The sequence below is a fragment of the Pseudomonas sp. Root329 genome (assembly GCF_001424925.1).
GTDB lineage: Bacteria > Pseudomonadota > Gammaproteobacteria > Pseudomonadales > Pseudomonadaceae > Aquipseudomonas > Aquipseudomonas arabinosi.
Genome location: NZ_LMCV01000021.1, coordinates 30,052 through 56,718, shown reverse-complemented (window position 1 = coordinate 56,718; position 26,667 = coordinate 30,052). Strand labels below are relative to the sequence as shown.

The following is a 26,667-nucleotide window of genomic DNA, read 5'->3' as shown; positions in this document are numbered from 1 at the left end:
TATCAACAGGTATCAGCATGAACATGGATGCGTCTACGCAATACCCGATTGTTTTGGTCCACGGCCTTTTTGGCTTCGATAAAATTGCCGGTTATCCCTACTTCTTCGAGATCAAGGAAGCCCTGGAACATGCGGGGGCCAAGGTGTTTGCCGTTAACATTCCAGCCGTGAACGGAAACGAGGAGCGTGGTAAAAAACTGCTCGAACACGTCAATCGCATATTGCAGGAAACGGGAGCCGCCAAGGTCAATCTTATCGGCCACAGCCAAGGTCCATTGGCTGCTCGTTACGTAGCGGCGTTACACCCGGAAAAGGTCGCATCAGTCACGTCTGTCAGCTGCCCCAATCATGGCTCCGAGATTGCCGACCAATTGCATAAGGCGCTGACGCCGGGTGAGTTGCCCGAAGCCCTCGTACTCGCCCTGTTCAAAGCCGTCGGCATCTTCATTTCGTTGATCAGCGACCATCCGGAAAACCCTCAGGACCCTCAAGCGGCTTTTGAATCCCTGACCAGCGCAGGATTGGCAGCCTTCAACAAGAAGTACCCGCAAGGGCTACCGCAACATTGGGGTGGGGAAGGCAACGAAATTGAAAACGGCGTGTACTACTACTCCTGGAGCGGGATCCTGCAAAACTTTCAAAGCCTGCAACCTCTCGATCCGTCTCACTTGAACTGTATCGTGCTGTCGAAGTTATTTTATAAAGAGAAACACGCCAACGATGGGCTGGTCGGACAGTACAGCTCGCACCTGGGCAAAGTCATTCGTTCGGATTACCCGATGGACCATTTCGACGCAGTCAATCAAATGGCCGGGATCACGAGCTGGAACGTAAGCCCGGTCCACCTCTATCTGGAACATGCTGCTCGGCTTAAGGAAAAAGATTTGTAGGCAAAAAAAATGACCCGCTTGAATAGCGGGCCATTATCCAGAACACAGCAATTTGGCGAGTTACGGCTCAAGCCCGATAGGGAAGAACTCGCCAGCGCTCCACACGCCTAACCAGCGCTGCCCGTCGATCTCGCGGGTGACGGCCAGCTCCACCAGTTGGTAGAACACGTTGCGGTGGATCAGGGCTTCGAGGTTGGTGCGCACATGCACGTAGGGCGCCGGTTCCTGCGTAACCGGGTCGATCACCACGCGCATGGGGTGTTCGGTGCCGGCCTCGGCGGTCTCGTCAACATTGGTGGTGAAGCGCAGGACCTGGGTTTCACCCTCGCCTTCGACCTCCACGGCAATCGCCACAAAGGGCGCATCGTCGACCTTGATGCCAACCTTCTCGACCGGGGTAATGAGGAAGTAATCGTCACCATCGCGACGAATGATGGTGGAGAACAGCTTGACCATCGGCTTGCGCCCGATTGGCGTACCCAGGTAATACCAGGTGCCGTCACGGGCGATACGCATGTCGATGTCGCCGCAGAAATCGGGGTTCCACAGGTGGACCGGCGGCAAGCCTTTGGTTTTGGGGATTTGCCCCAACAGATCGTTGGCTTTTTGCGGGCCACTCATGGCGTTCTCCTTTTGAATTACTGGTCGCTGAGCCCCAGCAGGCTGCGCGCGTATTGTTCCAGCGGCGGGCCCATCAGGTCTTCCGGCTTTTTGTCGTGGAACGTCAGTAAACCGCCACGACCCTTGATGCGTGCAGTATCAATCAAATACTGGGTGCTGGTCTCGATCAACATGATCTGAATCACGCCGCCATCGATACCGAGGCGATCCAGGGCTTCCTGATCGAGCCACTCGTCCGAGTTGCCGATACGGTCGTCAGACTTGGCGAACCGGGTATAGAGCAGGTAATGGGCACCGGCGGCACGGGCTTCACTCATGGCTTGATCAAGACCTTCCGGGGCACGGGCGCGGCGGACCATAGGGAAGTATTCAACAAAGCCATCGAAGGCGACTTCGGCGATCACGTTAGGTCGCGGGTAGACAGCACTGCCTGGCGGCACAAACGCGCCCTGGGCGATATACACGAATGAGTCCGGTTGGATGCGCAGGTTATTCACACGGCGGCTGTCGCTATGGTCGAGCAACCCCGCGTCGCTCATGTGGTAGCGAGTCCCTTCAGCCAGATCGCTGACATTCATGCAGCCACCAAGCGCCAAAACGGCCAGCAGCAAAACCAGGCTACGCATCCTACCCTCCAGAGGCCGGTGACGGAAAACCGGCGAATGGCCATTGGATGCAGCTTCCGCGCCAGCTCGGGAGAGGCACGGCCCTTGTAGCAGCTGCCGAAGGCTGCGTTCGGCTGCGCAGCAGTCGCGAGATCAGGCGATCCGGTGTTCCAGACATATTTTGCTTACAGGATTTACGACTGCTTCGCAGCCGAACGCAGCCTTCGGCAGCTGCTACAAGGGATCGTGTTTAGCCGCCGATGATTTTCATGATGGTCGCGCCGCCAGAAAATGCCACTTCCTGCTTATCACCCAAGGCTTTCACCAAGAGTCTCTGCAAGGCGGGCAGCGCTTGATGACGGGGCTTGTCCAGCAGGTCGCCGACATAGTGGCGGTTGCTCGACGACAGGCAGCCGTGCAGCCAGCCCGTGGAGGACAGGCGCAGCCGCGAACAGGTGCGACAGAAAGGAACGCTTTCGTTGGCGATCACGCCGAAGTAGCCCTGCCCCGGAATCTGGTAACGCACGGCGGTGGCGTCTACCGGCGCATCGGCCTGAAGGTATTCGTAGCGCTCGCCGATCAGGCTGAGCAACTGCTGAAGGCTGACAAACTGTTGCAGGAAAGCATTGGAGTCGCTGGCCAGGTGGCCCATGCGCATCAACTCGATGAAGCGAAGCTCATAGCCGCGCTCCAGACAGTAATCGAGTAGCGGCATCACTTGATCGAGGTTCTGCCCACGCAGCGGCACCATATTGACCTTGATCTTCAGGCCGGCGGCGCTGGCTTGATCCATACCGTCGAGCACCGTCGCCAGATCGCCGCCACGGGCAATGCTGCGAAAAGCGCTGGCATCCAGGGTATCGAGGGAAACGTTGATGCGACGAATGCCGGCATCCACCAGCAGTGGCAGCTTCTTCGCCAGCAGCTGACCGTTGGTGGTCAGGCTGATGTCCGCCAGGCCCATCTGCCCGACAGCGGTCATGAAGGTTTCGAGTTTGGGGCTGACCAGCGGCTCGCCGCCGGTGATGCGCAAGCGCTCGATGCCCGCTGCTTCAATCAGATAGGCCACGCCACGCGCCATGGCCTCGGCCGACAATTCATCCTGCGCAGCCACCAACCGCTTGCCGTTGGGCACGCAATAGGTACAAGCGTAATTGCAGGCTGAAGTCAGACTGATTCGCAAATTGCGAAAACGCCTGCCTTGACGGTCAACGATCATGGACTACTCCGGCGGAAGAATATTCGGACCGCTAAAACTTGACTCACAAATCAAGTTTTAGCAAGTCCTATGCCTGAGTATATTCCTGCGGTACTGCACCACGTAGCGAAATAATGGCGCAATAAGGAAACTGAATGGTTCAGCTGCTCGGGGTGTCGCTATCGCGCTTGCGCTTGTTGCCCATGCGCACACCGATGTCCATCAGGAATTGGAAGAAACCTTCCTGATCTTCCAGCACATTGCTCCAGAACGGCGAGTGATACAGCGCCACGGCGCCGTGCACCAGCGCCCAGGATGCGCAGTAATGGAAGTAAGGAGGTACGTCTTCAAGCTTGCCTTCGCTGATCCGCCCCTTGATCAGCAGGGTCAGGCGTTCGAAGTTCGAGGCGCGGATCTTGTGCAGCTCCTCGACCATCTCCGGCACCTGATTACCCTTGACCACCTTTTCTTCCAGGCGATCGAACAAGCGATAGCGTTGAGGGTCGCGCATGCGGAATTCGAAGTAGGCCCGGGACAGGGCTTCCTTGTCCTTGTCGACATCGGCCGAATGCAACAGCTCGTTCAAATCGCGCTCGTAATCGAGCATCAGGCGCAGATAGATCTCGGCCTTAGATTTGAAGTGCTTGTAGATCGTGCCTTTGCCGATACCGACGGCATCAGCAATCATCTCGACGGTGACACTGTCTTCACCTTGATCGAGGAACAGCTTGAGCGCGGTATCGAGAATTTCTTGCTCGCGGCGACGAAACTCACGGACCTTACGAGGTTCTTTATGCATAAGAAAAGGTCTGTTGGGGTCAAAATTCGAAGCCGCGTATTATGCCTAACTTGCGCAAAAATGCACGGATCATCCGACCATATATGTGTTTCTTGATGAATTCCGGCAGCCTCGCAGATTAATGAGAACTCAACCGAAGCGCCCGTATTCCAAATTTGTTTAAAAACCGCGACCAGTAAACTGGACTCGGCGCAATACTGATCAATACTTCAACTGTCGGCGGGACATCTCCCCCAAGTGTTGCGCCGATATAGGTACCAACGGACCGCGTGCCTTTGTTTTACTCCTAATGGTCTTAACCCGGATTCACCCCCCAGAACCCGGGTTTTTTTTGCCTGCGATTTAACCTTTCACATGCGCCAGCGGAAACAGTCGCTTGAAATTCTCGGTGGTTTGCTCGGCAAATCGCTCGTAGGGCTCACCTCGCAACATTGCCAGAAATTCCGCTACGTCGCGCACGTACTGCGGCAGGTTCGGTTTGCCGCGATGAGGGATCGGTGCCAGATACGGCGAGTCGGTTTCCACCAGCAATCGATCAGCCGGCACTTTACTGGCCACGTCACGCAGCGCGTCGGCATTGCGGAAAGTGACAATACCGGACAAGGAAATGTAATACCCCATGTCCAGTGCTGCTTTGGCCATGTCCCAGTCTTCGGTGAAACAATGCAGCACGCCAGCCTGGGGCAGCGCCGCTTCACGCAGGAGGTTCAACGTATCGGCGCGGGCACCACGGGTGTGGATGATCACCGGTTTGCCCGTCTGCTGCGCCGCTTGCAGATGCAGGCGAAACGACTCCTGCTGCAACTCCGCGGCTTCCGGCTCGTAGTGGTAATCCAGACCGGTTTCACCGATCGCCACCACACGCGGGTGGTTGAGTTCACGTAACAGCCAATCCAATGCTGGCGCGGCGCCCGGTTGCACGTCCAGCGGATGCACGCCAACCGAACAGTCGACGTCGTCGTAACGTTCAGCCAGGGCTTTGACGTCGGCGGCATTCTCGACGCTGACGCCGATACACAAAAAGTGCCCCACTCCGCGCTGACGGGCCGCATCAAGTGCGGCATCCAGGGAGCCGTCGTGGGCGGCGAGGTCGAGGCGATCAAGGTGGCAATGGGAATCTACGAGCATAAAAGGGCTGCAACTTACATCGTATGAGTGGGACGGTCGGACTTCAGGGCTCCGGCCAGATGGGTTTCGATTCGACTGCGCGCGGTATTGTCGCCATCGTTGAATTGTACGCCGACTCCGGCGGCCCGGTTGCCCTGCGCACCTTTGGGGGTGATCCAGGAGACCTTGCCGGCGACCGGAATCTTCTCCGGCTCGTCCATCAGGTTGAGCAGCATGAATACCTCATCGCCCAACTTGTAGCTCTTGTTGGTCGGGATAAACAGGCCACCGTTCTTGATGAACGGCATGTAGGCCGCGTAAAGCACGGACTTGTCCTTGATCGTCAGGGACAAAATGCCGTTGCGCGGCCCCGGATTGACGAGTTCATTCATGCTGACCTCCGTTGCAGATGCTCAGAGTCTAGGCACAGACGGTCACTTCTGGGTAGGCAAACCCACCCATTGCACCAACAGCGCCTCCAGCAACAACACCCGATTGAGGTTGGCTTTGCTCATCACTTTCTGGCGCTGGGCGAGGATCCAGTCCTGAATATTCAGGACTTTGTCCTGGCCGGCTTTCTGCGCCAGGTACTGAATCACCTTGCGCATGTCCGTCAGCCCCAGACCTTCTTCGTCCTGAGTCAGCTGATAACGCAGGATCAGGCTCGACCAGTCGCAGAACCAGTCGAACAACAGCAACAGCGGAATCGCATTCCAGCCTTCGGCCAGTTGCGTCGGTGACTGTTGCTGCTTGAGCAACTTCTTCACGCCATCGACCACCAGCGCCCGCTGTTCGCGCACGCCCTGAGCCTGCAAGTTGACGGCGGCCAGTGGCGAACCGGCGGCCAGGGTCAGCAACTCGATACGCTCTTCTTCCGCACAATCCGGCAAAGCCTTCGCCAGCCACGCAAGACTCATGGCTTCGCTCGGCAGCGGACAGGCCTGCTGCTGGCAGCGGCTCTTGATCGTCGGCAGCAAACGACTGGTCTGGTGACTGACCAGCAGCAAAACAGTATCGCCGGAAGGTTCTTCAAGACTTTTGAGCAAAGCGTTGGCGGCGTTGATGTTCATCGACTCGGCCGGCTCGATCAGCACCACTTTGCGACCGCCCATTTGAGCGGTCTGAACCACGAAGCTGACCAGATCACGAACCTGATCGACCTTGATCGCCTTATCGGCTTCTTCCGGTTCCAGGATGTAGTTGTCAGGGTGACTGCCGGCCTTGAGCAACAGACAGGATTTGCATTCGCCGCAAGCTTCGTGGGCAGCGCTCGGACGCTGGCACAGCAAACTGGCCATCAAGCGCTCGGCCAATGCACGCTTGCCGATTCCGGCCGGGCCATGCAGCAGATAGGCGTGGGCATGTTGCTTGCGACCGGCCAAATGCTGCCAGAGACTGTCCTGCCACGGATAGGCTTCAGCCACGGGTCAACTCCAACAGGCGTGGCAGCAGGGCATCCAGTGCCTGCTGAACCTGTGCCAACGGCTGGGCGGCATCCACCAGGACATAACGCGCAGGATCGGCTTCGGCACGCTTGAGGAAAGCACTGCGCACCGCATCAAAAAAGGTTCGGCCTTCGAGCTCGAAGCGATCCAGACGACCGCGAGCGCTGGCGCGGGCCAGGCCCACTTCCACCGGCAGATCGAAAATCAACGTCAGGTCCGGGCGCAGATCGCCCTGGACGAAGGCTTCCAAAGTCGCGATGCGCTCCAGCGACAGGCCGCGACCGCCACCCTGATAGGCATAGGTCGAATCGGTAAAGCGATCACACAGCACCACCGCACCGCGGGCCAGCGCCGGGCGAATCACCTCGGCCAGATGCTGGGCTCGCGCGGCGAACACCAACAGCAACTCGGTGTCGGGGTTCATGACTTCGTCAACCGGCGCCAGCAGCACTTCACGGATCCGCTCGGCCAACGGCGTGCCGCCTGGTTCGCGAGTCAGCACGACCTCGATACCCGCGGCGCGCAGGCGCTCGGCCAGGTATTCGCGATTGGTGCTCTTGCCGGCCCCTTCCGGGCCTTCCAGGGTAATAAACAAGCCAGTCACAGGCAGTCCTTAGTCAGAGTCATTGCGGGCTTTGCGGCGCGGTTGCATCCGGTTCGGGCGCGGGTGCGGCTGCGGGTTCTTGAGCGGGTTCTGGAGCAGGCGCCGGCGGGGTCTCTTGAGGCTGCACTGGCGACGATTCCTGCACCGACTCCTGCGGCGACACTTGCGGCAAAGCCTCGGGAGCTGTGTCGGGCGAAGCAGCCGGAATCGGGGCCTGCTGATCCGTCGCCTCTGGTGCCGTAGCCGGCGCCGGGCTGGAGCGGTAGTCGGCACGGCGCTTGATCTGGAACTCACGCACAGCGTTATTGTGCGCGTCCAGATCATCGGAGAACACGTGGCTGCCATCACCACGAGCAACGAAATAGAGGCTATTGCCCGCCACCGGATTCAGCGCTGCATGAATCGCTTCGCGGCCGACCATGGCGATCGGGGTCGGCGGCAATCCCGAAATCATGTAGGTGTTGTACGGCGTCGCTTCCTTGAGGTGGGCGCGAGTCAATTTGCCGTTGTAACGATCACCGAGGCCGTAGATCACGGTCGGATCCGTTTGCAACAACATGCCCATTTCCATGCGCCGTACAAACACGCCAGCGATTTGCCCGCGCTCCTGCGGCACGCCGGTTTCCTTCTCCACCAGCGAGGCCATGATCAGCGCCTGATAGGGTTCGGTGTACGGCACGTCAGCGGCGCGCTGGCTCCACTCCTTGGCCAGGACTTCGTCGAGGCGGTCGTAGGCTTTTTTCAGCAGCTCGACATCGGTCATGCCGCGCACGAAGCGGTAGGTGTCAGGGAAGAATCGCCCTTCCGGAAAAATCCCGGTGTGGCCGAGTTTGTCCATCACCTCGCTATCACTCAAACCGTCGAGGGTCTTTTCGAGTTTTTCATCCTTGGCCAGAGCAGCGCGCACCTGATGGAAATTCCAGCCCTCGACCAGGGTCAGGCTGTACTGAACTATTTCCCCGCGTTTCCACAGGTCAATCAGCCCTTCGACGGTCATGCCGGGCTGCATGCGGTATTCGCCCTTGTGCAACGGTTGTTTGGCGAGATTGAAGCGCCAATACACCCGCAGCCAGAAAGCATCCTTGATGACGCCATCGGCTTCGAGTCGATAGAAGGTGCGGGTCGGTGTCGTGCCTTTGGGCACTTCCAGCAGCTCTTCCTGAGTGATGTTCAGCGGCTGTTCCAGCGCCGAATGGATTTTCCAGGCGGAAGCGCCCAGACACAGCCCTGCCAGAACCAATCCGGTTTCCAGCAGCAGCAAGAATTTACGTCTCACGTATCAAGCATCCAGTAGCGCGCGGGCAATGGTTTGGAGTTTACGGGTGAGCGGACCAACCGGCCAGCTTAGTGCGGCATAGGCGCGCACCGGCCAAACGCCATACACGCTGTTGCAGACAAAGACTTCATCAGCCCATTGCAGCTGATCGAGGGTGATATCGGTGATTTGCGTGGGGATCCCCAACGACTCGGCTTGAAACAATAATTCGGCACGCATCACGCCGGCCACGCCGCAGCGCTTCAAATCAGCCGTGATCAGCACGCCATCGCGGATCAGGAACAGATTGCTGAACACGCCTTCAATGACGCGCCCGGCCTGATCGAGCATCAAGCCTTCGGCATGATCGGTATCTTGCCATTCAGAACGGGCGATAACCTGCTCAAGACGGTTCAGGTGTTTGAGTCCGGCGAGCAGAGGCTGTTTGGAAAGCCGCGTCGCACAGGGGAACAGGCGAACACCCTGCTCCGCATGGGCAGCAGGATAAACCGCGGGTGGGTTGCCCATCATGATGCGGCGCGCCTGAGCCGAAGGATCGGGCGCATAACCGCGCGCGCTTTCGCCACGCGTGACAATGAGCTTGAGCACACCTTCGCCCAGCGCTTGGGCATAGGTCAGTAATTCTGTGCAGACAGCCGCATGATCGAGATTAATTGCCAACCGCTGGCAACCTTTGACCAAACGCACCAGATGCCGATCCAGCAGCACCGGAGCGCTGTTGCGCACGGCAATGGTCTCGAACAGACCATCACCGTAAGCCAGGCCGCGATCCTTCAGCGACAAAGCGTCAGCCGGCTGACCGTCGACCCAGCTGTCCATCAGTCAGCGAACCGGCGGAACACCAGCGAGCCGTTGGTGCCGCCAAACCCGAAGGAGTTGGACAACACCACATCGATATCCATATTGCGCGCGGTATGCGGTACGAAATCGAGGTCGCAACCTTCGTCCGGCTCATCAAGGTTGATGGTCGGCGGTGCTACCTGGCTGTTGATCGCCAGCACACTGAAGATCGCCTCGACCGCGCCCGCCGCACCCAGCAGGTGACCGGTCATGGACTTGGTCGAACTGACCGCCAGCTTGTAAGCGTGATCGCCGAACACCGACTTGATCGCACGGGCTTCGGCAAGGTCGCCGGCCGACGTCGAGGTGCCGTGGGCGTTGATGTACTGAACCTGATCGCCATTGATCTTGGCATCGCGCAGCGCATTGGTGATGCAACGTGCAGCCCCTGCACCATCAGCCGGTGGCGACGTCATGTGGTAGGCATCGCCACTGGTGCCAAAGCCGATCAGCTCGGCGTAGATCGTCGCACCACGAGCCTTGGCGTGCTCCAGCTCTTCCAGAACCAGAGCGCCGGCGCCGTCGGACAGCACGAAGCCATCACGGCCCTTGTCCCATGGACGGCTGGCGCGGGTCGGTTCTTCGTTGCGGGTCGACAGTGCGCGGGAGGCACCGAAGCCGCCCATGCCCAGACCGCAAGCTGCCATTTCAGCGCCGCCGGCAATCATCACGTCGGCTTCGTCGTACATGATGTTGCGTGCCGCCATGCCGATGCAGTGCGTACCGGTGGTACACGCGGTGGCGATGGCGTAGTTAGGTCCCTGTGCGCCCAGATGGATGGACAGGAAACCGGAAATCATATTGATGATCGAGCCAGGCACGAAAAACGGAGAAATCCGTCGTGGGCCGGAATCATGCAGTGTGCGGCTGGTTTCTTCGATATTGGTCAGTCCGCCAATACCCGAACCCATGGCCACGCCAATACGCTCACGGTTGGCGTCGGTGACTTCCAGACCAGAGTTACGAACTGCCTGAAAACCTGCGGCCAGACCGTACTGAATGAACAGGTCGAGCTTGCGAGCTTCCTTGACCGACAGGTATTCCTCGACATTGAAGCCCTTTACCGAGCCGCCAAAACGGGTGGAATAGGCAGAAAGGTCGGTGTGTTCGATCAGACCAATGCCACTGCGGCCAGCCAGAATGCCCTGCCAACTGCTCGGCACATCCGTGCCCAGTGGCGACAACATACCCATACCGGTGACTACGACGCGTCTACGCGACACAGCACTCTCCTTTTTCAAATGACGACTTTGCATCAGGCCTAAAGAAAAAACCGCACGCCGTGATGGCAGTGCGGTTTTTCCATGACAGCAAGCAACGATTACAAGCTATTAAGCCTGGTGGTTAGTAACGTAATCGATTGCGGCTTGTACAGTAGTGATCTTCTCAGCTTCTTCGTCAGGGATTTCGGTCTCGAATTCCTCTTCCAGAGCCATCACCAGCTCAACAGTGTCAAGGGAGTCGGCACCCAGGTCTTCAACGAAGGAAGCAGTGTTGACCACTTCTTCTTCTTTAACGCCCAGTTGCTCAGCAACGATTTTCTTGACGCGCTCTTCGATGGTGCTCATACCTTGTTTTCACTCCTAATGGACAAATTCAGGCAGCTGGCCAGTGGGTAAGTGTATAGAAAGACTTTTCAGTTTTTCAACTGAAAGCTTCACTCCTCAAACCCGACGACCCTCTGCCTATAAATAGATTGCAGCTTTATAACGGATTTTAGACAGCTCGTATGACATTTTTTTGAAGCGATCCGTCACATTTAACTCATGTACATCCCGCCGTTCACCGGGATTGTAGCCCCAGTAACGTAAGCCGCACCGTCGGACGCAAGAAAAGCGACCACAGACGCGATCTCTTGAGCTTGCCCCAGACGGCCCAGCGGAATCTGCGTCTGCAAGGCTTCACGCTGTGCCTCGGGCAGTTCGCGGGTCATATCGGTGTCGATGAACCCAGGGGCCACCGAGTTTACCGTAATCGAACGCGAACCGACTTCACGCGCCAGTGATCGGCTGAAACCTTCCAGACCGGCCTTGGCGGCTGCGTAGTTTACTTGGCCTGCGTTGCCCATGGCACCCACAACCGAGCCAATACTGATAATTCGTCCCCAACGGGCTTTGGTCATACCGCGCAAAACGCCCTTGGACAGGCGGAACAGACTGTTCAGGTTGGTATCGACGACGTCATGCCATTCGTCATTTTTCATGCGCATCATCAGATTATCGCGGGTGATACCGGCATTGTTGACCAGGATCGCCGGCGCACCGAACTGCGATGTAATGCTCGCCAGTACTGCAGCAACGGATTCGTCGCTGGTGACATTGAGTTCCAGGCCAGTGCCTTGAATCTCGTTTTCCTTCAGGGTAGCGGCAATGCGCTCGGCACCCGAGGCAGACGTCGCGGTGCCGATAACGATGGCGCCCTGACGACCCAGTTCCAGGGCGATAGCCTGGCCGATACCGCGGCTCGCGCCAGTGACCAGTGCAACTTTACCTTGCAGACTCATGCAGGCTTCTCCTGATTCAGGCCAACGCTGCGCGAGCGGCAGCGAAGGCGTCGGGGGTATTGAGGTTGGATGTCGACACGCCTTCGGCGCAACGCTTGTTCAGGCCAGCCAGCACTTTACCCGGGCCGCATTCGACCAACTGGGTAGCACCTTTGGCGGCCAGCGCCTGAACCGATTCGACCCAGCGCACAGGCTTGTAAAGCTGCTCAAGCAGATCGCGCTTGAGGGTTTCCAGATCGGCCGGCACAGTGGCGCTGACGTTCTGAACCACCGGGATCTGCGGCGCCTGCCAGTCGATCGCTGCGATCGACTCGGCGAAACGCTCGGCCGCCGGACGCATCAGCTCGCAATGGGACGGCACGCTGACCGGCAACGGCATGGCGCGTTTGGCGCCACGAGCCTTGCAGCCTTCGATGGCGCGCTCGACCGCAGCCTTGGCACCGGCGATGACCACTTGGCCAGGGGAGTTGAAGTTGACCGCACTGACCACTTCGCCTTGCGCCGCTTCGGCACAGGCTGCCAGCACATCAGCATCGTCCAGACCGAGAATGGCGGCCATGCCACCTTGCCCGGCCGGAACGGCTTCCTGCATCAACTGACCACGGCGTTCAACCAGCTTCACCGCGTCGCCCAGGCTCAGGCTGCCCGCGGCAACCAGAGCGCTGTATTCGCCCAGGCTGTGCCCGGCAACATAAGCCGGACGCGCGCCGCCTTCAGCCAGCCACAGACGCCACAAGGCAATCGAGGCGGTCAGAATGGCCGGCTGGGTTTTATCGGTTTGATTGAGTTGCTCTTCCGGCCCTTGCTGGGTCAGTGCCCACAGGTCGTAACCCAGAGCATCAGAAGCTTCTTTGAATGTTTCGAGGACAACCGGATGTTGCGCGCCCAACTCGGCCAGCATGCCGAGGGACTGCGAACCCTGTCCCGGAAAGACGAATGCGAGGGAAGCAGACATGTAACAAGCCCCTAATGATCTTGTCGTCGGAGAATTGACGTCCCGTTTTGGGGACGCAAGAAACTGACAGTTGGATGGCAAATTGAACTGAGCGGTCACATTTAAGCATTGTCCGACGAAAACGCCTAAAGCAACAAATCCTCCAGGCGACCGTGAATGCGTTCCGGCAGGTTTTCCTGGATCTCGATCAAGGCGCGCTGAATCGCACTCTGCAAGCCCTGAACCCCCGCCGAACCATGGCTTTTCACCACAATTCCCTGCAACCCGAGGAAGCTTGCACCGTTATGCCGCGCGGGCGCCAGATCGGCTTGCAAGCGCTTCATCAGTGGCAATGCCAAAGCACCGACCACTTTCGACGCGAGGTTTTTCTTGAACAAGGCTTCGATGCGCCCGGCAATCATGGTCGCCAGGCCTTCGCTGGACTTGAGCAGGATATTGCCGACAAAACCGTCACATACCACCACATCCGCCTCGCCACGGTACACACCGTCACCTTCGACAAAACCGATGTAATTGATGCCGCGAGCACTCTGCAACAAGGTGGCCGCCAGCTTGACCTGCTGATTGCCCTTGATGTCTTCAGTACCGATGTTCAGCAGCGCCACTCGCGGACGAACGATGCCCAGCGTTTCCGCCGCCACCGACCCCATCACAGCGAACTGCAACAGATGCTCGGCGCTGCAATCGACATTGGCGCCCAGGTCGAGCAACTGGCAATAACCCTTCTGCGTCGGAATCGCCGCCACCATCGCCGGCCGATCAATACCCGGCAAGGTCTTGAGCACAAACCGCGACAACGCCATCAGCGCACCGGTATTGCCGGCACTGACACAGGCCTGGACCTTGCCATCGCGCAGCAACTCCAGCGCCACGCGCATCGACGAGTCGGGCTTGCCGCGCAGGGCTTGAGCAGGTTTTTCGTCCATGGTGATGACTTCGGACGCCGGAGCAATCGACAGGCGCGAGCGATCCACAGCCGATTGGCCAGAGAGCAATTCTTCAAGAAGGGAGGGTTGACCGACGAGGGTCAGGTGCAGCGAGGGCGTAGCAGACAGACAAGCAAGGCTGGCCTGAACAATGCTGCGGGGACCGAAGTCCCCGCCCATTGCGTCAATCGCGATGACTTGAGCAGACAAGTGATTACTCGTCAGCGCCCTTGTCGATCACTTTACGGCCACGGTATACGCCTTCTGGCGATACGTGGTGACGCAGGTGAATTTCACCGGTGGTTTTTTCTACAGACAGAGTGCTTGCCGTCAGGGCGTCGTGCGAACGACGCATGTCACGGGCAGAGCGGGATTTTTTGTTCTGCTGAACAGCCATAATTGATTAACTCCTAAACGTTTGGGTCACGCTTTAACTGCGCCAATACACTGAACGGGTTGGACCGCGTTACCTCGTCCTCGCTCGGTTCGGGCTCATCGAGACCCGCCGGCTGCTGGCATTCTTCCGGATGATGAGCAGGCACAATGGGCAAGGCGAGCAGAAGCTCCTCCTCGATCAGTGACTGCAGATCCAAAGGATCTTCGCCCAGTTCCAGCACGTCATAACCTTTCGGCAACGACTGGGTATTCGCACCCTCCTTCACCACAGCATAACTGCATTCGCTATGGATCGGCAGGGTGACCAGCTCAAGACAACGCTGGCAAACCATTTTGACCTCGGTGTCGATAAAGCTGTGGATTACCACAGACTTACGTTCATCTCGTTCAAAAACGAATTTAGCCTGCACCGTACCGACAGTGTCGGAAAGCGGGTCGCAGAGTCTCTCCAAATCGGCCAGCAGCAGTTCACCTTGAAGGGTGGTGCCACGATCAGCCAATTTGCGCGGGTCAACGTGAGGTGGAATCGGGTCATTCAACATAGGCGCAGCATTATAGGGATGCCCCCAGCCATGTCAAAGGAAATTCAGCCCTGTCCGTCACTTGCAAGCCTCCGCTAGAATTCGCGCCTGTCTTCTGGAGATGCGCATGCTGCCTTTATTACTCGCTTCAAGCTCGGTTTATCGCCGGGAATTGCTGGCCCGCTTGCAGCTGCCGCTTACCTGCAGCTCGCCGGATATCGACGAAAGCCATCGCCCGGGCGAGTCCGCCATCGAGCTGGTCAAGCGCCTCGCCGAGGAAAAAGCACGTGCGCTGGCCGGCAGCCACGCCGCTCATCTGATCATCGGCTCCGACCAGGTCGCGGTGCTTGGCGAGCGGATTATCGGCAAACCGCACACCTTCGAAAAGGCCCGCGAACAATTGCTGGCTTCGAGCGGTGCCAGCGTGACCTTCCTCACCGGCCTGGCACTGCTCAACAGCCAGACTGGTGAATGCCAGGTCGACTGCGTGCCGTTCACCGTACACATGCGCACACTCGATACCGCGCGCATTGAACGCTACCTGCGCGCGGAACAGCCCTATGACTGCGCTGGCAGCTTCAAAGCCGAAGGTTTGGGGGTGAGCCTGTTTCAAAGCACCGAAGGCCCTGACGCCACCAGTCTGATCGGCCTGCCATTGATTCGCCTGGTGGACATGTTGCTGACCGAAGGCGTGCAGATACCTTAAAGATCAAAAGATCGCAGCCTCGTTTCACTCGACAGCTCCTACATTGAAATGCGTACCCCTGTAGGAGCTGTCGAGTGAAACGAGGCTGCGATCTTTTGACTTTAAAAAAAACCGGCAAAAGCCGGTTTTTTTATGTGACAGGAGAATCAGCGCAACGAAGGCCCCTGGAAGCCCATCCACATCGCCAGATGCTCAGCCACGCTGGCACCCAGTTTTTTCGAGAAACGATCGAACGGCGATTCCTGAACGGTGAAATCCACCAACTCCTTCTCGCCAATCACGTCACGCGCCACCGAACTGGCATTCCCCAGGCCATCGATCAGGCCCAGCGGCAGCGCCTGCTCGCCGGACCATACCAACCCGGAGAACAGCTCCGGATGTTCCTTGTCCTTGAGGCGGTCGCCACGCCCTTTTTTGACGCTGCTGATGAACTGCTGATGAGTGGTATCGAGCACGCCCTGCCAGAACTGAGTTTCTTCAGGCTTCTGCGGCTGGAACGGATCGAGGAACGATTTGTGCTCGCCGGAGGTGTAAGTGCGACGCTCGACACCCAGCTTCTCCATCGTCCCGACAAAGCCATAACCGGCCGCCGTCACGCCAATGGAACCCACCAGGCTCGCCTTGTCGGCGTAGATCTGATCGGCCGCGCTGGCGATGTAGTAAGCACCGGAAGCGCCGAGGTCCGAGATCACCGCGTAGACCTTGGTATCGGGATGCAGACCGCGCAGGCGAACGATTTCGTCGTACACATAACCCGACTGCACCGGACTGCCGCCCGGGCTGTTGATCCGCAGGATCACACCCTTGACCTTCTCATCCTCAAAGGCTGCACGCAGACTGCCAACGATATTGTCAGCGCTGGCAGGCTCCTTGTCGGCGATCATGCCGGTCACGTCGATCAGAGCGGTGTAGCTGCCACTGCGGGTGGCAGCTTTTTCCATGTCCATCAGCGGCGTGAACAGGACCAACGCGCCAAACAGGTACACAAAGGTCAGCAGCTTGAAGAAAATCCCCCAGCGACGGGACCGGCGCTGCTCCTGCACACCAGCCAGCAGGGTCTTTTCCAGCAGCTTCCAGCTTTTCTCGTCACCGCTCTCTGCGCTCGCCTTGGCGGGCGCTTTCCATTCGTCGGTCATGACATGTACCCCAGCAAAAACCTATTAAGCCCGCTGACTCAGCCAGGCATGCAATTCTGAAAAACGATCAATGGCCAGTGCCGGCTCGAATAATTTCAACGCTTCGATCGATTGCGCGCCATAGCTGACGGCCACCGAATCCATGCCGGCGTTGCGCGCCATCTGCAAGTCAAAGGACGAATCGCCCACCATCAGCGCCTGCTCCGGGCGAACCTCGCAGTGAGCGAGGATCTGCTCAAGCATCAGCGGATGGGGTTTGCTGGCGGTTTCGTCGGCCGCGCGGGTGATGTCGAAATAATCTTCCCAGCCGTGAGACTTCAGCACCCGATCCAGCCCGCGACGAGCCTTGCCGGTCGCGACCGCCAAGTGATAACCCTCGGCGCGAAACGCTTCCATCGACTCGACCACACCTTCGAACAACGGCGAAGGCACAGCTTCCGAGGCGATGTAGTGATCAGCATAGTGCTGACGGAAGGCTACCAATTCGTCGTCGCCGATTTCCGGATACAACGTGCGAATCGCTTCCGGTAGACCCAGACCGATGATGCCTTTGACAGCAAGATCATCGCGCAACTGAAATCCGGATCGCTCGGACGCGACATGCATCGACTCGACAATCCGACCAATGGAGTCGGCGAGAGTGCCGTCCCAATCGAAAATCAGCAGCTTGTAATCAGATGGGTGCACTCAGGCGCTCCACGGTTTTGGCCCACATCTCGTCGACCGGCGCCTGCAACTTCAGCTCACCACCATCCGGCAGCGGCACGGTCAGCATGTAGGCGTGCAGGAACAGGCGCTTTCCGCCCAGGTCGCGAATCTCTTTGCTGAAGCCTTCATCGCCGTACTTGGTGTCACCGGCAATGCAATGCCCGGCATGGAGGGTATGGACGCGGATCTGGTGAGTCCGGCCAGTAATCGGTTTGGCTTCGATCAGGGTGGCAAAGTCGCCAAAACGACGCAGGACCTTGAACACGGTCACGGACTCCTTGCCCTCCTCCTCGTCGACCTCGACCATGCGCTCGCCGGAGCGCAGGTTGCTCTTACCCAGCGACGCCCGGACTTGCTTGATCGAGGCCGCCCAGTTGCCGCGGACCAGCGCCATGTAGCGCTTATCGACGCCATCGCCGCGCAATGCCGTATGCAAGTGACGCAGCATGCTGCGCTTCTTGGCGATCATCAGCAGGCCGGAGGTGTCACGGTCGAGACGGTGAACCAGTTCGAGCTCCTTGCAATCGGGACGCAACTGACGAAAGGCTTCGATCACCCCGTAAGTCAGGCCGCTGCCGCCATGAACCGCGATGCCGCAAGGCTTGTTGATCACGATCAATGCCTTGTCTTCGAAGACAATCGAGGCTTCGAGACGCTGGAGCAAGCCTTGGGCCAGCGGTACCGGCTCGTCGCGCTCGGGCACGCGAACCGGCGGTACGCGCACGATATCGCCCGCCTGCAGCTTGTATTCGGGCTTGATCCGACCTTTGTTCACTCGCACTTCGCCTTTGCGCAAAATGCGGTAAATCAAGGTCTTGGGCACGCCTTTGAGCCGAGCGAGAAGGAAGTTATCAATACGTTGGCCGGCATATTCCGGCGAGACCTCCAGCAGTTGTACGGCTGGGGTCGAAGGGGCAGTAGTCGTCATGGCGCGGATGATAACAATTTTTTATGGAATTGAAGCACTTAATCATTGCTGCTATAGTCGCGAACGCCGCCAAAAGTGGCCTGGACAGCGGACTAACGGTCAAAAACCGGCCCTGACCAACGCAATTCACGAGGACGAGAGGCCGTCCTACGGCGCTTTCGCTACGAAACGGTAGAGTTTGCAGTTGTAACGAGCGCAGGTGACATGAGGCCTGAAGCATGCCGCAAAGCAGAGTTTTCACTCGCCTTGCGAGCAAATATTCACGGCCAGTTCACAAAGTGCAGTCAGCTACGAACAACCCCGAGCGAACGCTTCGGAAACAACGCCTAAATTAGCCATGATGCGTGACCTCCCCTTTCGGAGCTCACGGTAAATGCCAACCCGCTGCGGATTCTGCGCGCGGCAGCACCCGAATTATCAGGGATACGTGTAGGGTGGAGATGCACAACCGCTGGACTGTGTAGCAATAGGCTTTATCAAGACGCTTCATCTCGTCCACAGCCGCTGGTTGATTCCTCCTCCTGACTGAGTGCTTAAGTAGCCACAGCAAGCAGGACGCGTACGTCGCGACGCCGGCCCAATTGGTCGGGGTTCGCTAGACACTGGAGTGTCCAACCACTCCTGACGCACCTGACACCGACCATGAGAAGTCGTGTGTGCCGAACGCCGTTTCCGGCAGCCCGGAAACCGACGGTACTACATGAAAAGAATGCTGATTAACGCAACTCAACCCGAAGAGTTGCGTGTTGCACTGGTAGATGGCCAGCGCCTCTACGACCTGGACATCGAATCCGGTGCACGCGAGCAGAAAAAGGCCAACATCTATAAAGGCCGGATTACTCGCATCGAACCAAGCCTTGAGGCTGCCTTTGTCGATTTCGGCTCTGAGCGCCACGGCTTCCTGCCCCTCAAAGAAATCTCCCGCGAATACTTCAAGAAAGCCCCCGAAGGCCGCGTCAACATCAAGGACGTCCTGAGCGAAGGCCAGGAAGTCATCGTTCAGGTCGAAAAAGAAGAACGTGGCAACAAGGGCGCAGCCCTGACCACCTTCATCAGCCTGGCCGGTCGTTACCTGGTTCTGATGCCGAACAACCCGCGTGCCGGCGGTATCTCCCGTCGCATCGAAGGTGAAGAGCGCAACGAACTGCGTGAAGCCCTGAACGGCCTGGTTGCCCCAGCCGACATGGGTCTGATCGTTCGCACTGCCGGCCTGGGCCGCAGCAGCGAAGAAATGCAGTGGGACCTCGACTACCTGCTGCAACTCTGGACCGCCATCAAAGAAGCCTCGCTGGATCGCTCCGCGCCGTTCCTGATCTACCAGGAAAGCAACGTGATCATCCGCGCCATCCGCGATTACCTGCGCCAGGACATCGGCGAAGTGCTGATCGACAGCGTTGAAGCCCAGGACGAAGCCCTGACCTTCATCCGCCAGGTGATGCCGCAGTACGCCAGCAAGATCAAGCTGTACGAAGACAGCGTTCCGCTGTTCAACCGTTTCCAGATCGAAAGCCAGATCGAGACCGCTTTCCAGCGCGTCGTTGAACTGCCTTCCGGCGGCTCCATCGTTATCGATCCGACCGAAGCCCTGGTGTCCATCGACATCAACTCGGCGCGCGCCACCAAAGGCAGCGACATCGAAGAAACCGCTCTGCAGACCAACCTTGAAGCCGCCGAAGAAATCGCCCGTCAGTTGCGCTTGCGCGACATCGGCGGCCTGATCGTCATCGACTTCATCGACATGACCCCTGCCAAGAACCAGCGCGCCGTGGAAGAGAAAGTCCGCGAATGCCTGGAAGCCGACCGCGCTCGCGTGCAAGTCGGTCGCATCTCGCGCTTCGGCCTGCTGGAAATGTCCCGTCAGCGCTTGCGTCCATCGCTGGGCGAAAGCAGCGGCATCGTTTGCCCGCGTTGCAACGGCACCGGCATCATCCGTGACGTTGAATCGCTGTCGCTGGCGATTCTGCGTCTGATCGAAGAAGAAGCCCTGAAAGACCGCACTGCCGAAGTTCGCGCCCAAGTGCCGATCCCGGTCGCCGCGTTCCTGCTCAACGAAAAACGCAACTCGATCACCAAGATCGAACTGCGCACCCGTGCCCGCATCGTCATTCTGCCGAACGATCACCTCGAAACGCCGCACTTCGAAGTGCAGCGTTTGCGCGATGACAGCCCGGAAGCCGCAGTCGGCCAGTCCAGCTACGAAATCGCTGCTGCCGCTGCCGAAGTCGAAGAAGTCCAGCCAGCCGCTGCGACCCGCACCCTGGTTCGCCAGGAAGCCGCGGTCAAGACCGCTCCGGCCCGCGCCAACGCTCCGGTTCCGAGCGAAGTCGTCGCTGCCGCCCCTGTTGCCGCACCGGCCGCCGCGCCAGAGCCAAGCCTGTTCAAAGGCCTGGTGAAGTCGCTGGTCAGCCTGTTCGCGAGCAAGGAAGAGCCTGCTGCTCCGGTTGTGGTTGAAAAACCGGCGACCACCGAGCGTCCGGCCCGCAACGAAGAGCGTCGCAACGGTCGTCAGCAGAGCCGCAACCGTAACGGTCGCCGCGATGAAGAGCGCAAGCCTCGCGAGGAACGTGCACCGCGTGAAGAGCGCGCACCACGTGAGCCACGCGAAGCCCGCGAAGAAACGCCAGCAGTAGCAGTCGCCCGCGAAGAACGCGCTCCACGTGAAGAGCGCGCACCACGTGCCCCTCGTGAAGAACGTGCACCGCGCGCTCCTCGCGAAGATCGCAAGCCACGTGGCGATCGTGAAGAGCGTCCGGTTCGTGAACTGCGCGAGCCTCTTGATGCTGCTCCGGCCGCTGCTGCTACTGTTACTGCTACCGCTGAAGAGCGTCCAGCTCGTCAGCCACGCGAAGAACGTGCTCCACGCCCACCGCGTGAAGAACGCCAGCCACGTGCCGAGCAAGCCACTGCCGCAGTAGCTGAAGAAGAGCTGGTTACCAACGAAGAGCAACTGCAGGAAGACGGTCAGGAAGGCGCCGAAGGCGATCGTCCACGCCGCCGCTCCCGTGGCCAGCGTCGTCGCAGCAACCGTCGTGAGCGTCAGCGCGATGCCAACGGTAATGTGATCGAAGGTTCGGAAGAATCCGAGTCCGCCGAAGGTAACGAAGCTGCCGAAACCAACGAAGCGCCAAGCGCTGCCGATCTGGCCGCCGGCCTGGCTGTTACCGCAGCCGTTGCCAGCACCGTGATCAGTGCTCCAGCCGAAGCACAGGCTAACGAGCAAGCCGAACGCGCGACTGCCGCCACCCTGGAAACCGCTCCAGTGGAAGCGCCAGTGGTTGAAGCAACGACTCCGGTCGAAGCCACCGCCGCTCCGGAAATCGAAGTCGCCCCGGTTCGTGAAGCACAGCCTGTCGTTGAAGCTGCTGCTGAGCCAGTGGTTGCCGCAGAACCGGTTGTCGAAACAGCCTCCGAAACAGTGACCGAAGCTGTCCGTGAAGTTCGCGAAGAGCAAACCGCGTTCAACTGGGTTGCCGAGCCAGCCGCCGCCGAAGCGCCAGTAGCCGAGGCCATGGTGTCCGAACCAGTGGTTGCTGCTGCCGAGCCTGCCCCGGTGGTTGAAGCGCCGGTTGTTGCCGAAGTGGCTGCACCGGAAGTCGAAGCCGCCCCTGTCAGCGCCCTGACGCCAAGTGGCCGTGCGCCGAACGATCCGCGTGAAGTGCGTCGTCGCAAGCGTGAAGAGGAGCGTCTGCAGAAGGAAGCCGAACTGGCTGCCGCTGCTGCTCCGACGGCTGTCGAACCAGCACCGGTTGTCGCTGAAGTCGTCGAGGCAGCACCTGCCCCGGTTGCTGAAGTCGCTGCTGCCGAACCCGCTGAATCGGTGATCGACGAAGCACCGCGCTCCGTTCAGGAAGCGGTAGAGCAACACGAGCAAGCCCTGGAAAAAGAACACGAGCCTAAACCTCTCGTCTGATTCCATCGGCCACTAAAAAGCCCCGCCTGGTGATCCAGGCGGGGCTTTTTTATGCCCGTAAATATCACGGTGATCCAATGTGGGAGCGGGCTTGCTCGCGAAAGCGGTTTAACATTCAACATTGATGCAAGCTGAGCCACCGCTTTCGCGAGCAAGCCCGCTCCCACATTGGATCTGTGTCGAGGCTACCGGAAGATCAATTTCTGTGGAACATCCACATCCCACAACACCCCGGGATCGTCCACGACCACCTCGACTACCCTCGCCTGCGCAAACAACGCCTTGGCCCCGCGATCACCGGACAACGCCATCAACGCCGGACCGAAGCTGCGCCCAAATCCCACCGGATGCCCAAACTCACCTTGATGCACCGGAACACTGACGGCGTCATCAGCAATCTCCGCCACCACACGTTCAATACTCGCTGGAAGGATGAACGGCATATCCCCCAGCACAATCAGCCAGCCGCCAAGCTGCGGACACGCCGCCACCCCGGCCGCGATGCTGTCGCCCATGCCGGTCGATTCGGTCAGCACAATCTCGCAGCCATAAGCCTTGGCCATGCGAATCACTTGCGGTCGATCCACAGTGGTCACCAGGACGCGCTTCTCAAGGGCGGCCGGCAAATTCACCAGCACTTGCTCGATCATCGAATGAACAGCACCCTCGCGCCCCGTGCAATCCGCCACCAGCTTGTCCCTCTCGGCACCGGCCACCTGTCGAAACCGACTGCCCTGCCCCGCAGCCAAAACGATGACGCCGATCGGTTCACTCATACCACCTCCTGCAACGGCTTCTTCTGCTTGAGCTCGACGCCGTTCTTGATCGCCACGATTTCAGCCAGCAGCGACAAGGCGATTTCCGCCGGTGTGTGGCTGCCGATGTGCAAACCGATCGGACCATGCAGCCGCTCGATTGCCTCATGTGACAAGCCTAGCTGAGCGAGGTTATCCCGGCGCTTAAGGCTGTTGGCCCGGGAACCCAGCGCACCGACATAAAACGCTTTGGAGTCCAGCGCCGTGAGCAGCGCCATGTCATCGAGCCGAGGATCGTGGGTCAGCGCGACGATGGCCGTACGCTCGTCAGTCTGGATGCTGAGCACCGCGTCATCGGGCATGCCCGAAACAAATCGCCCGTGCTGCTCTTCCCAGCCGTAAACGAACTCGGTGCGCGGATCGCAGATCAGCACTTCGAAATCCAGCAGCCGCGCCATCTCGGCGACATACCGGGACAACTGCCCCGCACCGATCAGCAGCAACCGCCAGCGTGGGCCGTAAATGGCTCGCAACGTCTTGCCATCGAACGTCAGGACATCCGTCTTGTCAGCCGGTTGCAGCATGACTTCACCCGTCTCGACACAGAGTGAGCGAGCCACGATTTCATGCGCCTCGCAGCGCGCCAGCAACTTGGCGACCCAAGCCGGGTCGCCGACCCGTTCCTCGGTCAGGCGCAAGGTCCCACCGCACGGCAAACCGAAGCGTGCCGCCTCCTCGCGGGTGACGCCGTAAGTGATCAATTGCACCGGCGGCCCATCGGCTGGAATACGACCGTCGTGCAGCCGGGCAATCAAATCGTCCTCGACACACCCGCCGGACACCGAGCCAATCACCACGCCATCTTCACGCAAGGCCAGCATGGCGCCAGGTGCTCGCGGCGCGGTGCCCCAGGTCTGGACCACGCTGTACAACACCACCCGCTGACCGGCGCGGCGCCATTCGAGCACGCTGCGCAGGACGTTCAGATCGACGCTGTCCATCAGGCTTGCGCCTTCTGCCAACCTTGCAGCTGATAGCGAACCGGCAGGTCCCGGATGCGCTTGCCGGTGGCGGCAAAGATTGCGTTGCACAGCGCAGGTGCGATCGGTGGTACGCCCGGCTCACCGACACCACCCAATGGCACGTTGCCTAGCGGCGTAACTAGATGAACCGCGACCTCCTTCGGTGCCAGGGACATGCGCGCCACTTCGTACATATGGAAGTTGTCCTGCTGGACCTTGCCGTCCTTGAAGCTGATTTCCCCCAGCACAGCGTTGCCCAGGCCCATGACACAGGCGCCTTCGAACTGCGCACGAATCCGCTCGGGGTTGATCTGCGGACCGCAATCCACCGCGATGTCGGTCTTGTGCACGATCAGCGTGCCGTCGTCTTTGACTTCGACCTCGATCACCGCCGCCACATAGGTCACGAAACTGTAATGCACCGCCAGCCCCAGGCCTCGGCCCTTGGGCAACTCGCGGCCCCAACCGGCGGCTTTGGCGGCGGTTTCCAGCACCGTGCGCATCCGCGCCGTGTCGATCGGATAACGCTCGGGGGATTCGCCGTAGTTCCACTCTTCACTCAAGGTGCGCGGATCGATCTGCCGGTCCGGGCCGAGCAACTTGATCTGGTACTTGAGAGGATCCTGGCCGGCCTTGTGCGCCAGCTCATCGACAAAGCTCTGAATCGCAAACCCGTGAGGAATGTTCGACACCGAGCGATACCAGCCGACGCGTGTGTGAATCGCCGCTTCCGGGTTTTCCAGGCGCACGTTGGGAATCGCGTAAGCCATGTTGGTAAAACCCATGCCCAGCTCGAAGGCCGCCTCATGGTTCATGCCCGGCGCAAACAACGCGGTGATGCTTGGCGCCACGGTGCGGTGCAACCAGCCGGACGGCAGGCCGTCCTTGTTCAGGCTGGCTTTCAGGTACTCGGCCGACACCGTGTGGAAATAGGAACAGTGGATGTCGTCTTCACGGGTCCATTGCACCCGCACTGCCTTGCCAGGGAATTCCTTGGCGAGGATCGCGGCTTCGATGATGAAGTCCGGTTTGGATTTACGACCGAAACCACCGCCCAGCAAGGTGACGTTAAAGGTGACGTTATCGAACGGAATGCCAAGGCGTTCGCCAATTCGTTCACGGGAGACTTGAGGTGCCTGGCTTGGGGCCCAGGCTTCGCACACACCGTCCTTGAAGCGGGCGATGGCGACCATTGGTTCCATGGGCGCCTGCGTCAGGTGCGGCAGGTAATAGGAGGCTTCGAGCGTGCTGTTGGCACTGCCCATGGCTTCGTCGATGTTGCCGGTATTGCGCACCACTTTGCCGGGTTTGAGGGATGCAGCCTCAATTTCCTTGCGGTAGGCGATCGAGTCGTAACTGGCGTTGGGGCCATCATCCCACTCGATTTTCAGCGCTTCGCGGCCCTTGATCGCCGCCCAGGTATTGCTGGCCACCACGGCCACGCCGCCCAACGGCTGAAACTCCGACGGCAGCGGATGGCCTTCGATCTGCACGACCTTGATCACGCCCGGGACTTTCATCGCGGCGCTGGAGTCCACGGATTTAACCTTGCCGCCGTACACCGCTGGGCGCGCAATGGTGGCGTAGAGCATGCCGTCGAAATGTACGTCTGCACCGTAAATAGCGCGGCCATTGACGATGTCGGCACCGTCGATAGCCCTGGTGCCTTCCTTGCCGATGTAGCGGAATTCCGACGGTTGCTTGAGTCGCAGGCTGTCACGCGCTGGCACTGCCAACGCACCGGCAGCGGCGGCCAAGGCGCCGTATCCCAGCTCACGACCGGACGGTTTATGGATGACCTTATGCAGTTGCGCATGGCATTCGCTGACCGGCACTTTCCACTGATTTGCAGCGGCTTGTTCAAGCATGGTCCGCGCGGCAGCACCGCAGCGACGCATCGGCTCGTACCAGTGGCGCATGCTGCGCGAGCCATCGGTGTCCTGGTTGCCGAAACGCACTTCGTCGCCCGGAGCCTGTTGCACCTTCATCATCGCCCAATCGGCTTCCAGCTCATCAGCCACCACCATCGTCAGGCTGGTGCGCACACCCTGGCCCATTTCCGAGCGGTTGCAGACCACCGTCACTATGCCGTCAGCGGCGATGCTGACGTACACCTTGGGATCGTCGATCCAGCCGTTGGGCATGCCATCGGCGCCGAAAAATTTCTTCTCTTTCTCCGCAGCGAAAGCGTCTTGCCAGCCCCAACTCGCCACCAAAACCAACGCACTGGTGGCGCCAACGCCTTTGAGGAAACCGCGACGACTGAGGTTGCTCAGCGCGAAATCATTCGGTAACTGGCTCATGCCTTGGCCTCCTTCAGGTGAGTGGATGCCTGGCGGATGGCGGTCTTGATGCGGTTGTACGTGCCGCAGCGGCAAATGTTGCCGACCATCGCCTCTTCGATCTGTTCGTCGCTGGGGTTCGGGTTGGTCTTGAGCAGCGCTGTCGCCGACATGATCTGCCCGCCCTGGCAGAAACCGCACTGGGCCACGGCAGTGTCGAGCCAGGCTTGCTGGACGACTTGCCCGATCGGGTCGTGGTGCAATTCGTCGATGGTGGTGACGTTCTGCCCGTTCACGGAACTGATCGGCGTGATGCACGCCCGCGCAGGCTGGCCGTCGATATGAATCGTACAGGCACCGCACAGCCCCATGCCGCAACCGAATTTCGTGCCTGGATGGCCGCCCGCTACATCGCGAATAGCCCACAGCAGCGGCATCTCGTCCGGCACATCCATTTTGTAGTCTTGACCGTTAAGCTTCAGGGTATTCATGGGCACGCCCGCATAGTTATTGGTTATGGGGTCGAGCAATCTG

At 59.4% G+C, this 26,667-nt stretch carries 27 protein-coding genes; 3 read left to right on the top strand and 24 right to left on the bottom strand.

Annotated elements, in window-relative coordinates; all coding sequences use genetic code 11:
• Positions 1–17 precede the first annotated feature (17 nt).
• Complete coding sequence (locus tag ASC74_RS17540) at positions 18–890, top strand: esterase/lipase family protein (protein ID WP_056742766.1); 873 nt, start codon at positions 18–20, stop codon at positions 888–890.
• Between the two features lie 60 nt (positions 891–950).
• On the opposite strand, the gene ASC74_RS17535 is transcribed toward ASC74_RS17540, so the two are convergent.
• The 17 genes from ASC74_RS17535 to ASC74_RS17455 form a co-directional block, all read right to left on the bottom strand.
• Positions 951–1,511, bottom strand: coding sequence for a DUF1285 domain-containing protein (locus ASC74_RS17535; protein ID WP_046049085.1), 561 nt, complete (start codon positions 1,509–1,511; stop codon positions 951–953).
• A gap of 17 nt (positions 1,512–1,528) precedes the next feature.
• Positions 1,529–2,137: a DUF4823 domain-containing protein gene (locus ASC74_RS17530; protein ID WP_056742765.1), complete on the bottom strand. Its 609-nt coding sequence runs from the start codon at positions 2,135–2,137 to the stop codon at positions 1,529–1,531.
• A 229-nt stretch (positions 2,138–2,366) separates the two neighbouring features.
• Positions 2,367–3,335: a GTP 3',8-cyclase MoaA gene (locus tag ASC74_RS17525; RefSeq protein WP_046049083.1), complete on the bottom strand. Its 969-nt coding sequence runs from the start codon at positions 3,333–3,335 to the stop codon at positions 2,367–2,369.
• Positions 3,336–3,474: 139 nt separating this feature from the next.
• A complete protein-coding gene (locus ASC74_RS17520) occupies positions 3,475–4,113 on the bottom strand; it encodes a TetR/AcrR family transcriptional regulator (RefSeq protein WP_007945721.1) in 639 nt (212 codons plus the stop codon).
• A gap of 342 nt (positions 4,114–4,455) precedes the next feature.
• Positions 4,456–5,241, bottom strand: coding sequence for a TatD family hydrolase (locus ASC74_RS17515; RefSeq protein WP_056742763.1), 786 nt, complete (start codon positions 5,239–5,241; stop codon positions 4,456–4,458).
• Between the two features lie 14 nt (positions 5,242–5,255).
• A complete protein-coding gene (locus tag ASC74_RS17510) occupies positions 5,256–5,612 on the bottom strand; it encodes a PilZ domain-containing protein (RefSeq protein WP_056742761.1) in 357 nt (118 codons plus the stop codon).
• A gap of 42 nt (positions 5,613–5,654) precedes the next feature.
• A complete protein-coding gene (locus ASC74_RS17505) occupies positions 5,655–6,644 on the bottom strand; it encodes a DNA polymerase III subunit delta' (RefSeq protein ID WP_056742759.1) in 990 nt (329 codons plus the stop codon).
• A complete protein-coding gene (gene tmk, locus ASC74_RS17500) occupies positions 6,637–7,269 on the bottom strand; it encodes a dTMP kinase (RefSeq protein WP_046049079.1) in 633 nt (210 codons plus the stop codon). Before tmk ends, ASC74_RS17505 begins: the two co-directional genes overlap by 8 nt.
• Positions 7,270–7,288: 19 nt before the next feature.
• Positions 7,289–8,545 carry an endolytic transglycosylase MltG gene (mltG, locus tag ASC74_RS17495; protein WP_056742757.1) on the bottom strand — a complete coding sequence of 419 codons (1,257 nt, stop codon included), beginning with the start codon at positions 8,543–8,545 and terminating at the stop codon, positions 7,289–7,291.
• 3 nt (positions 8,546–8,548) lie between these two features.
• Entirely contained in the window at positions 8,549–9,364 is an 816-nt protein-coding gene (gene pabC / locus ASC74_RS17490; RefSeq protein WP_056742756.1) for an aminodeoxychorismate lyase, read from the bottom strand.
• Positions 9,364–10,608, bottom strand: a complete 1,245-nt coding sequence (fabF, locus tag ASC74_RS17485; protein ID WP_056742754.1) for a beta-ketoacyl-ACP synthase II — start codon at positions 10,606–10,608, stop codon at positions 9,364–9,366. Before fabF ends, pabC begins: the two co-directional genes overlap by 1 nt.
• Positions 10,609–10,716: 108 nt before the next feature.
• Positions 10,717–10,953 carry an acyl carrier protein gene (acpP, locus tag ASC74_RS17480; RefSeq protein ID WP_003442511.1) on the bottom strand — a complete coding sequence of 79 codons (237 nt, stop codon included), beginning with the start codon at positions 10,951–10,953 and terminating at the stop codon, positions 10,717–10,719.
• 191 nt (positions 10,954–11,144) lie between these two features.
• Positions 11,145–11,888, bottom strand: coding sequence for a 3-oxoacyl-ACP reductase FabG (gene fabG, locus ASC74_RS17475; protein ID WP_046056097.1), 744 nt, complete (start codon positions 11,886–11,888; stop codon positions 11,145–11,147).
• 16 nt (positions 11,889–11,904) lie between these two features.
• On the bottom strand, positions 11,905–12,843 hold the full coding sequence (gene fabD, locus ASC74_RS17470) for an ACP S-malonyltransferase (protein WP_008152335.1): 939 nt from the start codon (positions 12,841–12,843) through the stop codon (positions 11,905–11,907).
• Positions 12,844–12,968: 125 nt separating this feature from the next.
• The gene (plsX, locus tag ASC74_RS17465) at positions 12,969–13,979 is read right to left on the bottom strand and encodes a phosphate acyltransferase PlsX (protein ID WP_082555843.1); all 1,011 of its coding nucleotides are present in this window, start codon (positions 13,977–13,979) and stop codon (positions 12,969–12,971) included.
• Positions 13,980–13,983: 4 nt separating this feature from the next.
• Positions 13,984–14,166 (bottom strand): 50S ribosomal protein L32, encoded by a 183-nt coding sequence (gene rpmF, locus ASC74_RS17460; protein WP_008152339.1) that lies wholly within the window; start codon positions 14,164–14,166, stop codon positions 13,984–13,986.
• Positions 14,167–14,179: 13 nt separating this feature from the next.
• Positions 14,180–14,707 (bottom strand): YceD family protein, encoded by a 528-nt coding sequence (locus ASC74_RS17455; protein WP_004371317.1) that lies wholly within the window; start codon positions 14,705–14,707, stop codon positions 14,180–14,182.
• A gap of 106 nt (positions 14,708–14,813) precedes the next feature.
• Between ASC74_RS17455 and ASC74_RS17450 the strand changes: the two genes are divergently transcribed.
• A complete protein-coding gene (locus tag ASC74_RS17450) occupies positions 14,814–15,392 on the top strand; it encodes a Maf family protein (protein ID WP_056742752.1) in 579 nt (192 codons plus the stop codon).
• Positions 15,393–15,538: 146 nt separating this feature from the next.
• Here the strand turns inward: ASC74_RS17450 and ASC74_RS17445 are convergent, their stop codons facing one another.
• Genes ASC74_RS17445 through rluC form a run of 3 tightly spaced genes read right to left on the bottom strand, consistent with a single transcriptional unit; the run spans position 15,539 to position 18,164 of the window.
• Positions 15,539–16,528 (bottom strand): S49 family peptidase, encoded by a 990-nt coding sequence (locus ASC74_RS17445; protein ID WP_056742751.1) that lies wholly within the window; start codon positions 16,526–16,528, stop codon positions 15,539–15,541.
• A 24-nt stretch (positions 16,529–16,552) separates the two neighbouring features.
• Positions 16,553–17,215: an HAD-IA family hydrolase gene (locus tag ASC74_RS17440; RefSeq protein WP_056742750.1), complete on the bottom strand. Its 663-nt coding sequence runs from the start codon at positions 17,213–17,215 to the stop codon at positions 16,553–16,555.
• On the bottom strand, positions 17,202–18,164 hold the full coding sequence (rluC, locus tag ASC74_RS17435; protein ID WP_046049069.1) for a 23S rRNA pseudouridine(955/2504/2580) synthase RluC: 963 nt from the start codon (positions 18,162–18,164) through the stop codon (positions 17,202–17,204). The genes ASC74_RS17440 and rluC overlap by 14 nt, the downstream gene beginning before the upstream one ends.
• A 700-nt stretch (positions 18,165–18,864) precedes the next feature.
• Here rluC and rne point away from each other — a divergent pair.
• Positions 18,865–22,074 (top strand): ribonuclease E, encoded by a 3,210-nt coding sequence (gene rne / locus ASC74_RS17430; protein ID WP_056742749.1) that lies wholly within the window; start codon positions 18,865–18,867, stop codon positions 22,072–22,074.
• Between the two features lie 185 nt (positions 22,075–22,259).
• On the opposite strand, the gene ASC74_RS17425 is transcribed toward rne, so the two are convergent.
• From ASC74_RS17425 to ASC74_RS17410, 4 genes are read right to left on the bottom strand one after another with little or no spacing between them, the layout of a single operon-like run.
• Positions 22,260–22,850 (bottom strand): nucleotidyltransferase family protein, encoded by a 591-nt coding sequence (locus ASC74_RS17425; protein WP_056742745.1) that lies wholly within the window; start codon positions 22,848–22,850, stop codon positions 22,260–22,262.
• On the bottom strand, positions 22,847–23,830 hold the full coding sequence (locus tag ASC74_RS17420; RefSeq protein ID WP_056742743.1) for an XdhC family protein: 984 nt from the start codon (positions 23,828–23,830) through the stop codon (positions 22,847–22,849). Before ASC74_RS17420 ends, ASC74_RS17425 begins: the two co-directional genes overlap by 4 nt.
• The gene (locus tag ASC74_RS17415) at positions 23,830–26,154 is read right to left on the bottom strand and encodes a xanthine dehydrogenase family protein molybdopterin-binding subunit (protein ID WP_056742741.1); all 2,325 of its coding nucleotides are present in this window, start codon (positions 26,152–26,154) and stop codon (positions 23,830–23,832) included. The genes ASC74_RS17420 and ASC74_RS17415 overlap by 1 nt, the downstream gene beginning before the upstream one ends.
• Positions 26,151–26,624, bottom strand: coding sequence for a (2Fe-2S)-binding protein (locus tag ASC74_RS17410; protein WP_056742739.1), 474 nt, complete (start codon positions 26,622–26,624; stop codon positions 26,151–26,153). The genes ASC74_RS17415 and ASC74_RS17410 overlap by 4 nt, the downstream gene beginning before the upstream one ends.
• Between the last annotated feature and the right edge of the window lie 43 nt (positions 26,625–26,667).

Excerpts from the sequence above, each read along its gene's own strand:
- ASC74_RS17420 (WP_056742743.1), bottom strand. The coding sequence starts at position 23,830 with ATGGACAGCGTCGATCTGAACGTCCTGCGCAGCGTGCTCGAATGGCGC.
- ASC74_RS17510 (WP_056742761.1), bottom strand. The coding sequence starts at position 5,612 with ATGAATGAACTCGTCAATCCGGGGCCGCGCAACGGCATTTTGTCCCTG.
- pabC (WP_056742756.1), bottom strand. The coding sequence starts at position 9,364 with ATGGACAGCTGGGTCGACGGTCAGCCGGCTGACGCTTTGTCGCTGAAG.
- ASC74_RS17455 (WP_004371317.1), bottom strand. The coding sequence starts at position 14,707 with ATGTTGAATGACCCGATTCCACCTCACGTTGACCCGCGCAAATTGGCT.
- rpmF (WP_008152339.1), bottom strand. The coding sequence starts at position 14,166 with ATGGCTGTTCAGCAGAACAAAAAATCCCGCTCTGCCCGTGACATGCGT.
- ASC74_RS17515 (WP_056742763.1), bottom strand. The coding sequence starts at position 5,241 with ATGCTCGTAGATTCCCATTGCCACCTTGATCGCCTCGACCTCGCCGCC.
- acpP (WP_003442511.1), bottom strand. The coding sequence starts at position 10,953 with ATGAGCACCATCGAAGAGCGCGTCAAGAAAATCGTTGCTGAGCAACTG.
- ASC74_RS17410 (WP_056742739.1), bottom strand. The coding sequence starts at position 26,624 with ATGAATACCCTGAAGCTTAACGGTCAAGACTACAAAATGGATGTGCCG.
- ASC74_RS17535 (WP_046049085.1), bottom strand. The coding sequence starts at position 1,511 with ATGAGTGGCCCGCAAAAAGCCAACGATCTGTTGGGGCAAATCCCCAAA.
- ASC74_RS17520 (WP_007945721.1), bottom strand. The coding sequence starts at position 4,113 with ATGCATAAAGAACCTCGTAAGGTCCGTGAGTTTCGTCGCCGCGAGCAA.
- fabG (WP_046056097.1), bottom strand. The coding sequence starts at position 11,888 with ATGAGTCTGCAAGGTAAAGTTGCACTGGTCACTGGCGCGAGCCGCGGT.
- ASC74_RS17525 (WP_046049083.1), bottom strand. The coding sequence starts at position 3,335 with ATGATCGTTGACCGTCAAGGCAGGCGTTTTCGCAATTTGCGAATCAGT.
- rluC (WP_046049069.1), bottom strand. The coding sequence starts at position 18,164 with ATGACGACTACTGCCCCTTCGACCCCAGCCGTACAACTGCTGGAGGTC.
- ASC74_RS17530 (WP_056742765.1), bottom strand. The coding sequence starts at position 2,137 with ATGCGTAGCCTGGTTTTGCTGCTGGCCGTTTTGGCGCTTGGTGGCTGC.
- fabD (WP_008152335.1), bottom strand. The coding sequence starts at position 12,843 with ATGTCTGCTTCCCTCGCATTCGTCTTTCCGGGACAGGGTTCGCAGTCC.
- ASC74_RS17450 (WP_056742752.1), top strand. The coding sequence starts at position 14,814 with ATGCTGCCTTTATTACTCGCTTCAAGCTCGGTTTATCGCCGGGAATTG.
- ASC74_RS17425 (WP_056742745.1), bottom strand. The coding sequence starts at position 22,850 with ATGAGTGAACCGATCGGCGTCATCGTTTTGGCTGCGGGGCAGGGCAGT.
- ASC74_RS17445 (WP_056742751.1), bottom strand. The coding sequence starts at position 16,528 with ATGACCGACGAATGGAAAGCGCCCGCCAAGGCGAGCGCAGAGAGCGGT.
- rne (WP_056742749.1), top strand. The coding sequence starts at position 18,865 with ATGAAAAGAATGCTGATTAACGCAACTCAACCCGAAGAGTTGCGTGTT.
- ASC74_RS17415 (WP_056742741.1), bottom strand. The coding sequence starts at position 26,154 with ATGAGCCAGTTACCGAATGATTTCGCGCTGAGCAACCTCAGTCGTCGC.
- ASC74_RS17540 (WP_056742766.1), top strand. The coding sequence starts at position 18 with ATGAACATGGATGCGTCTACGCAATACCCGATTGTTTTGGTCCACGGC.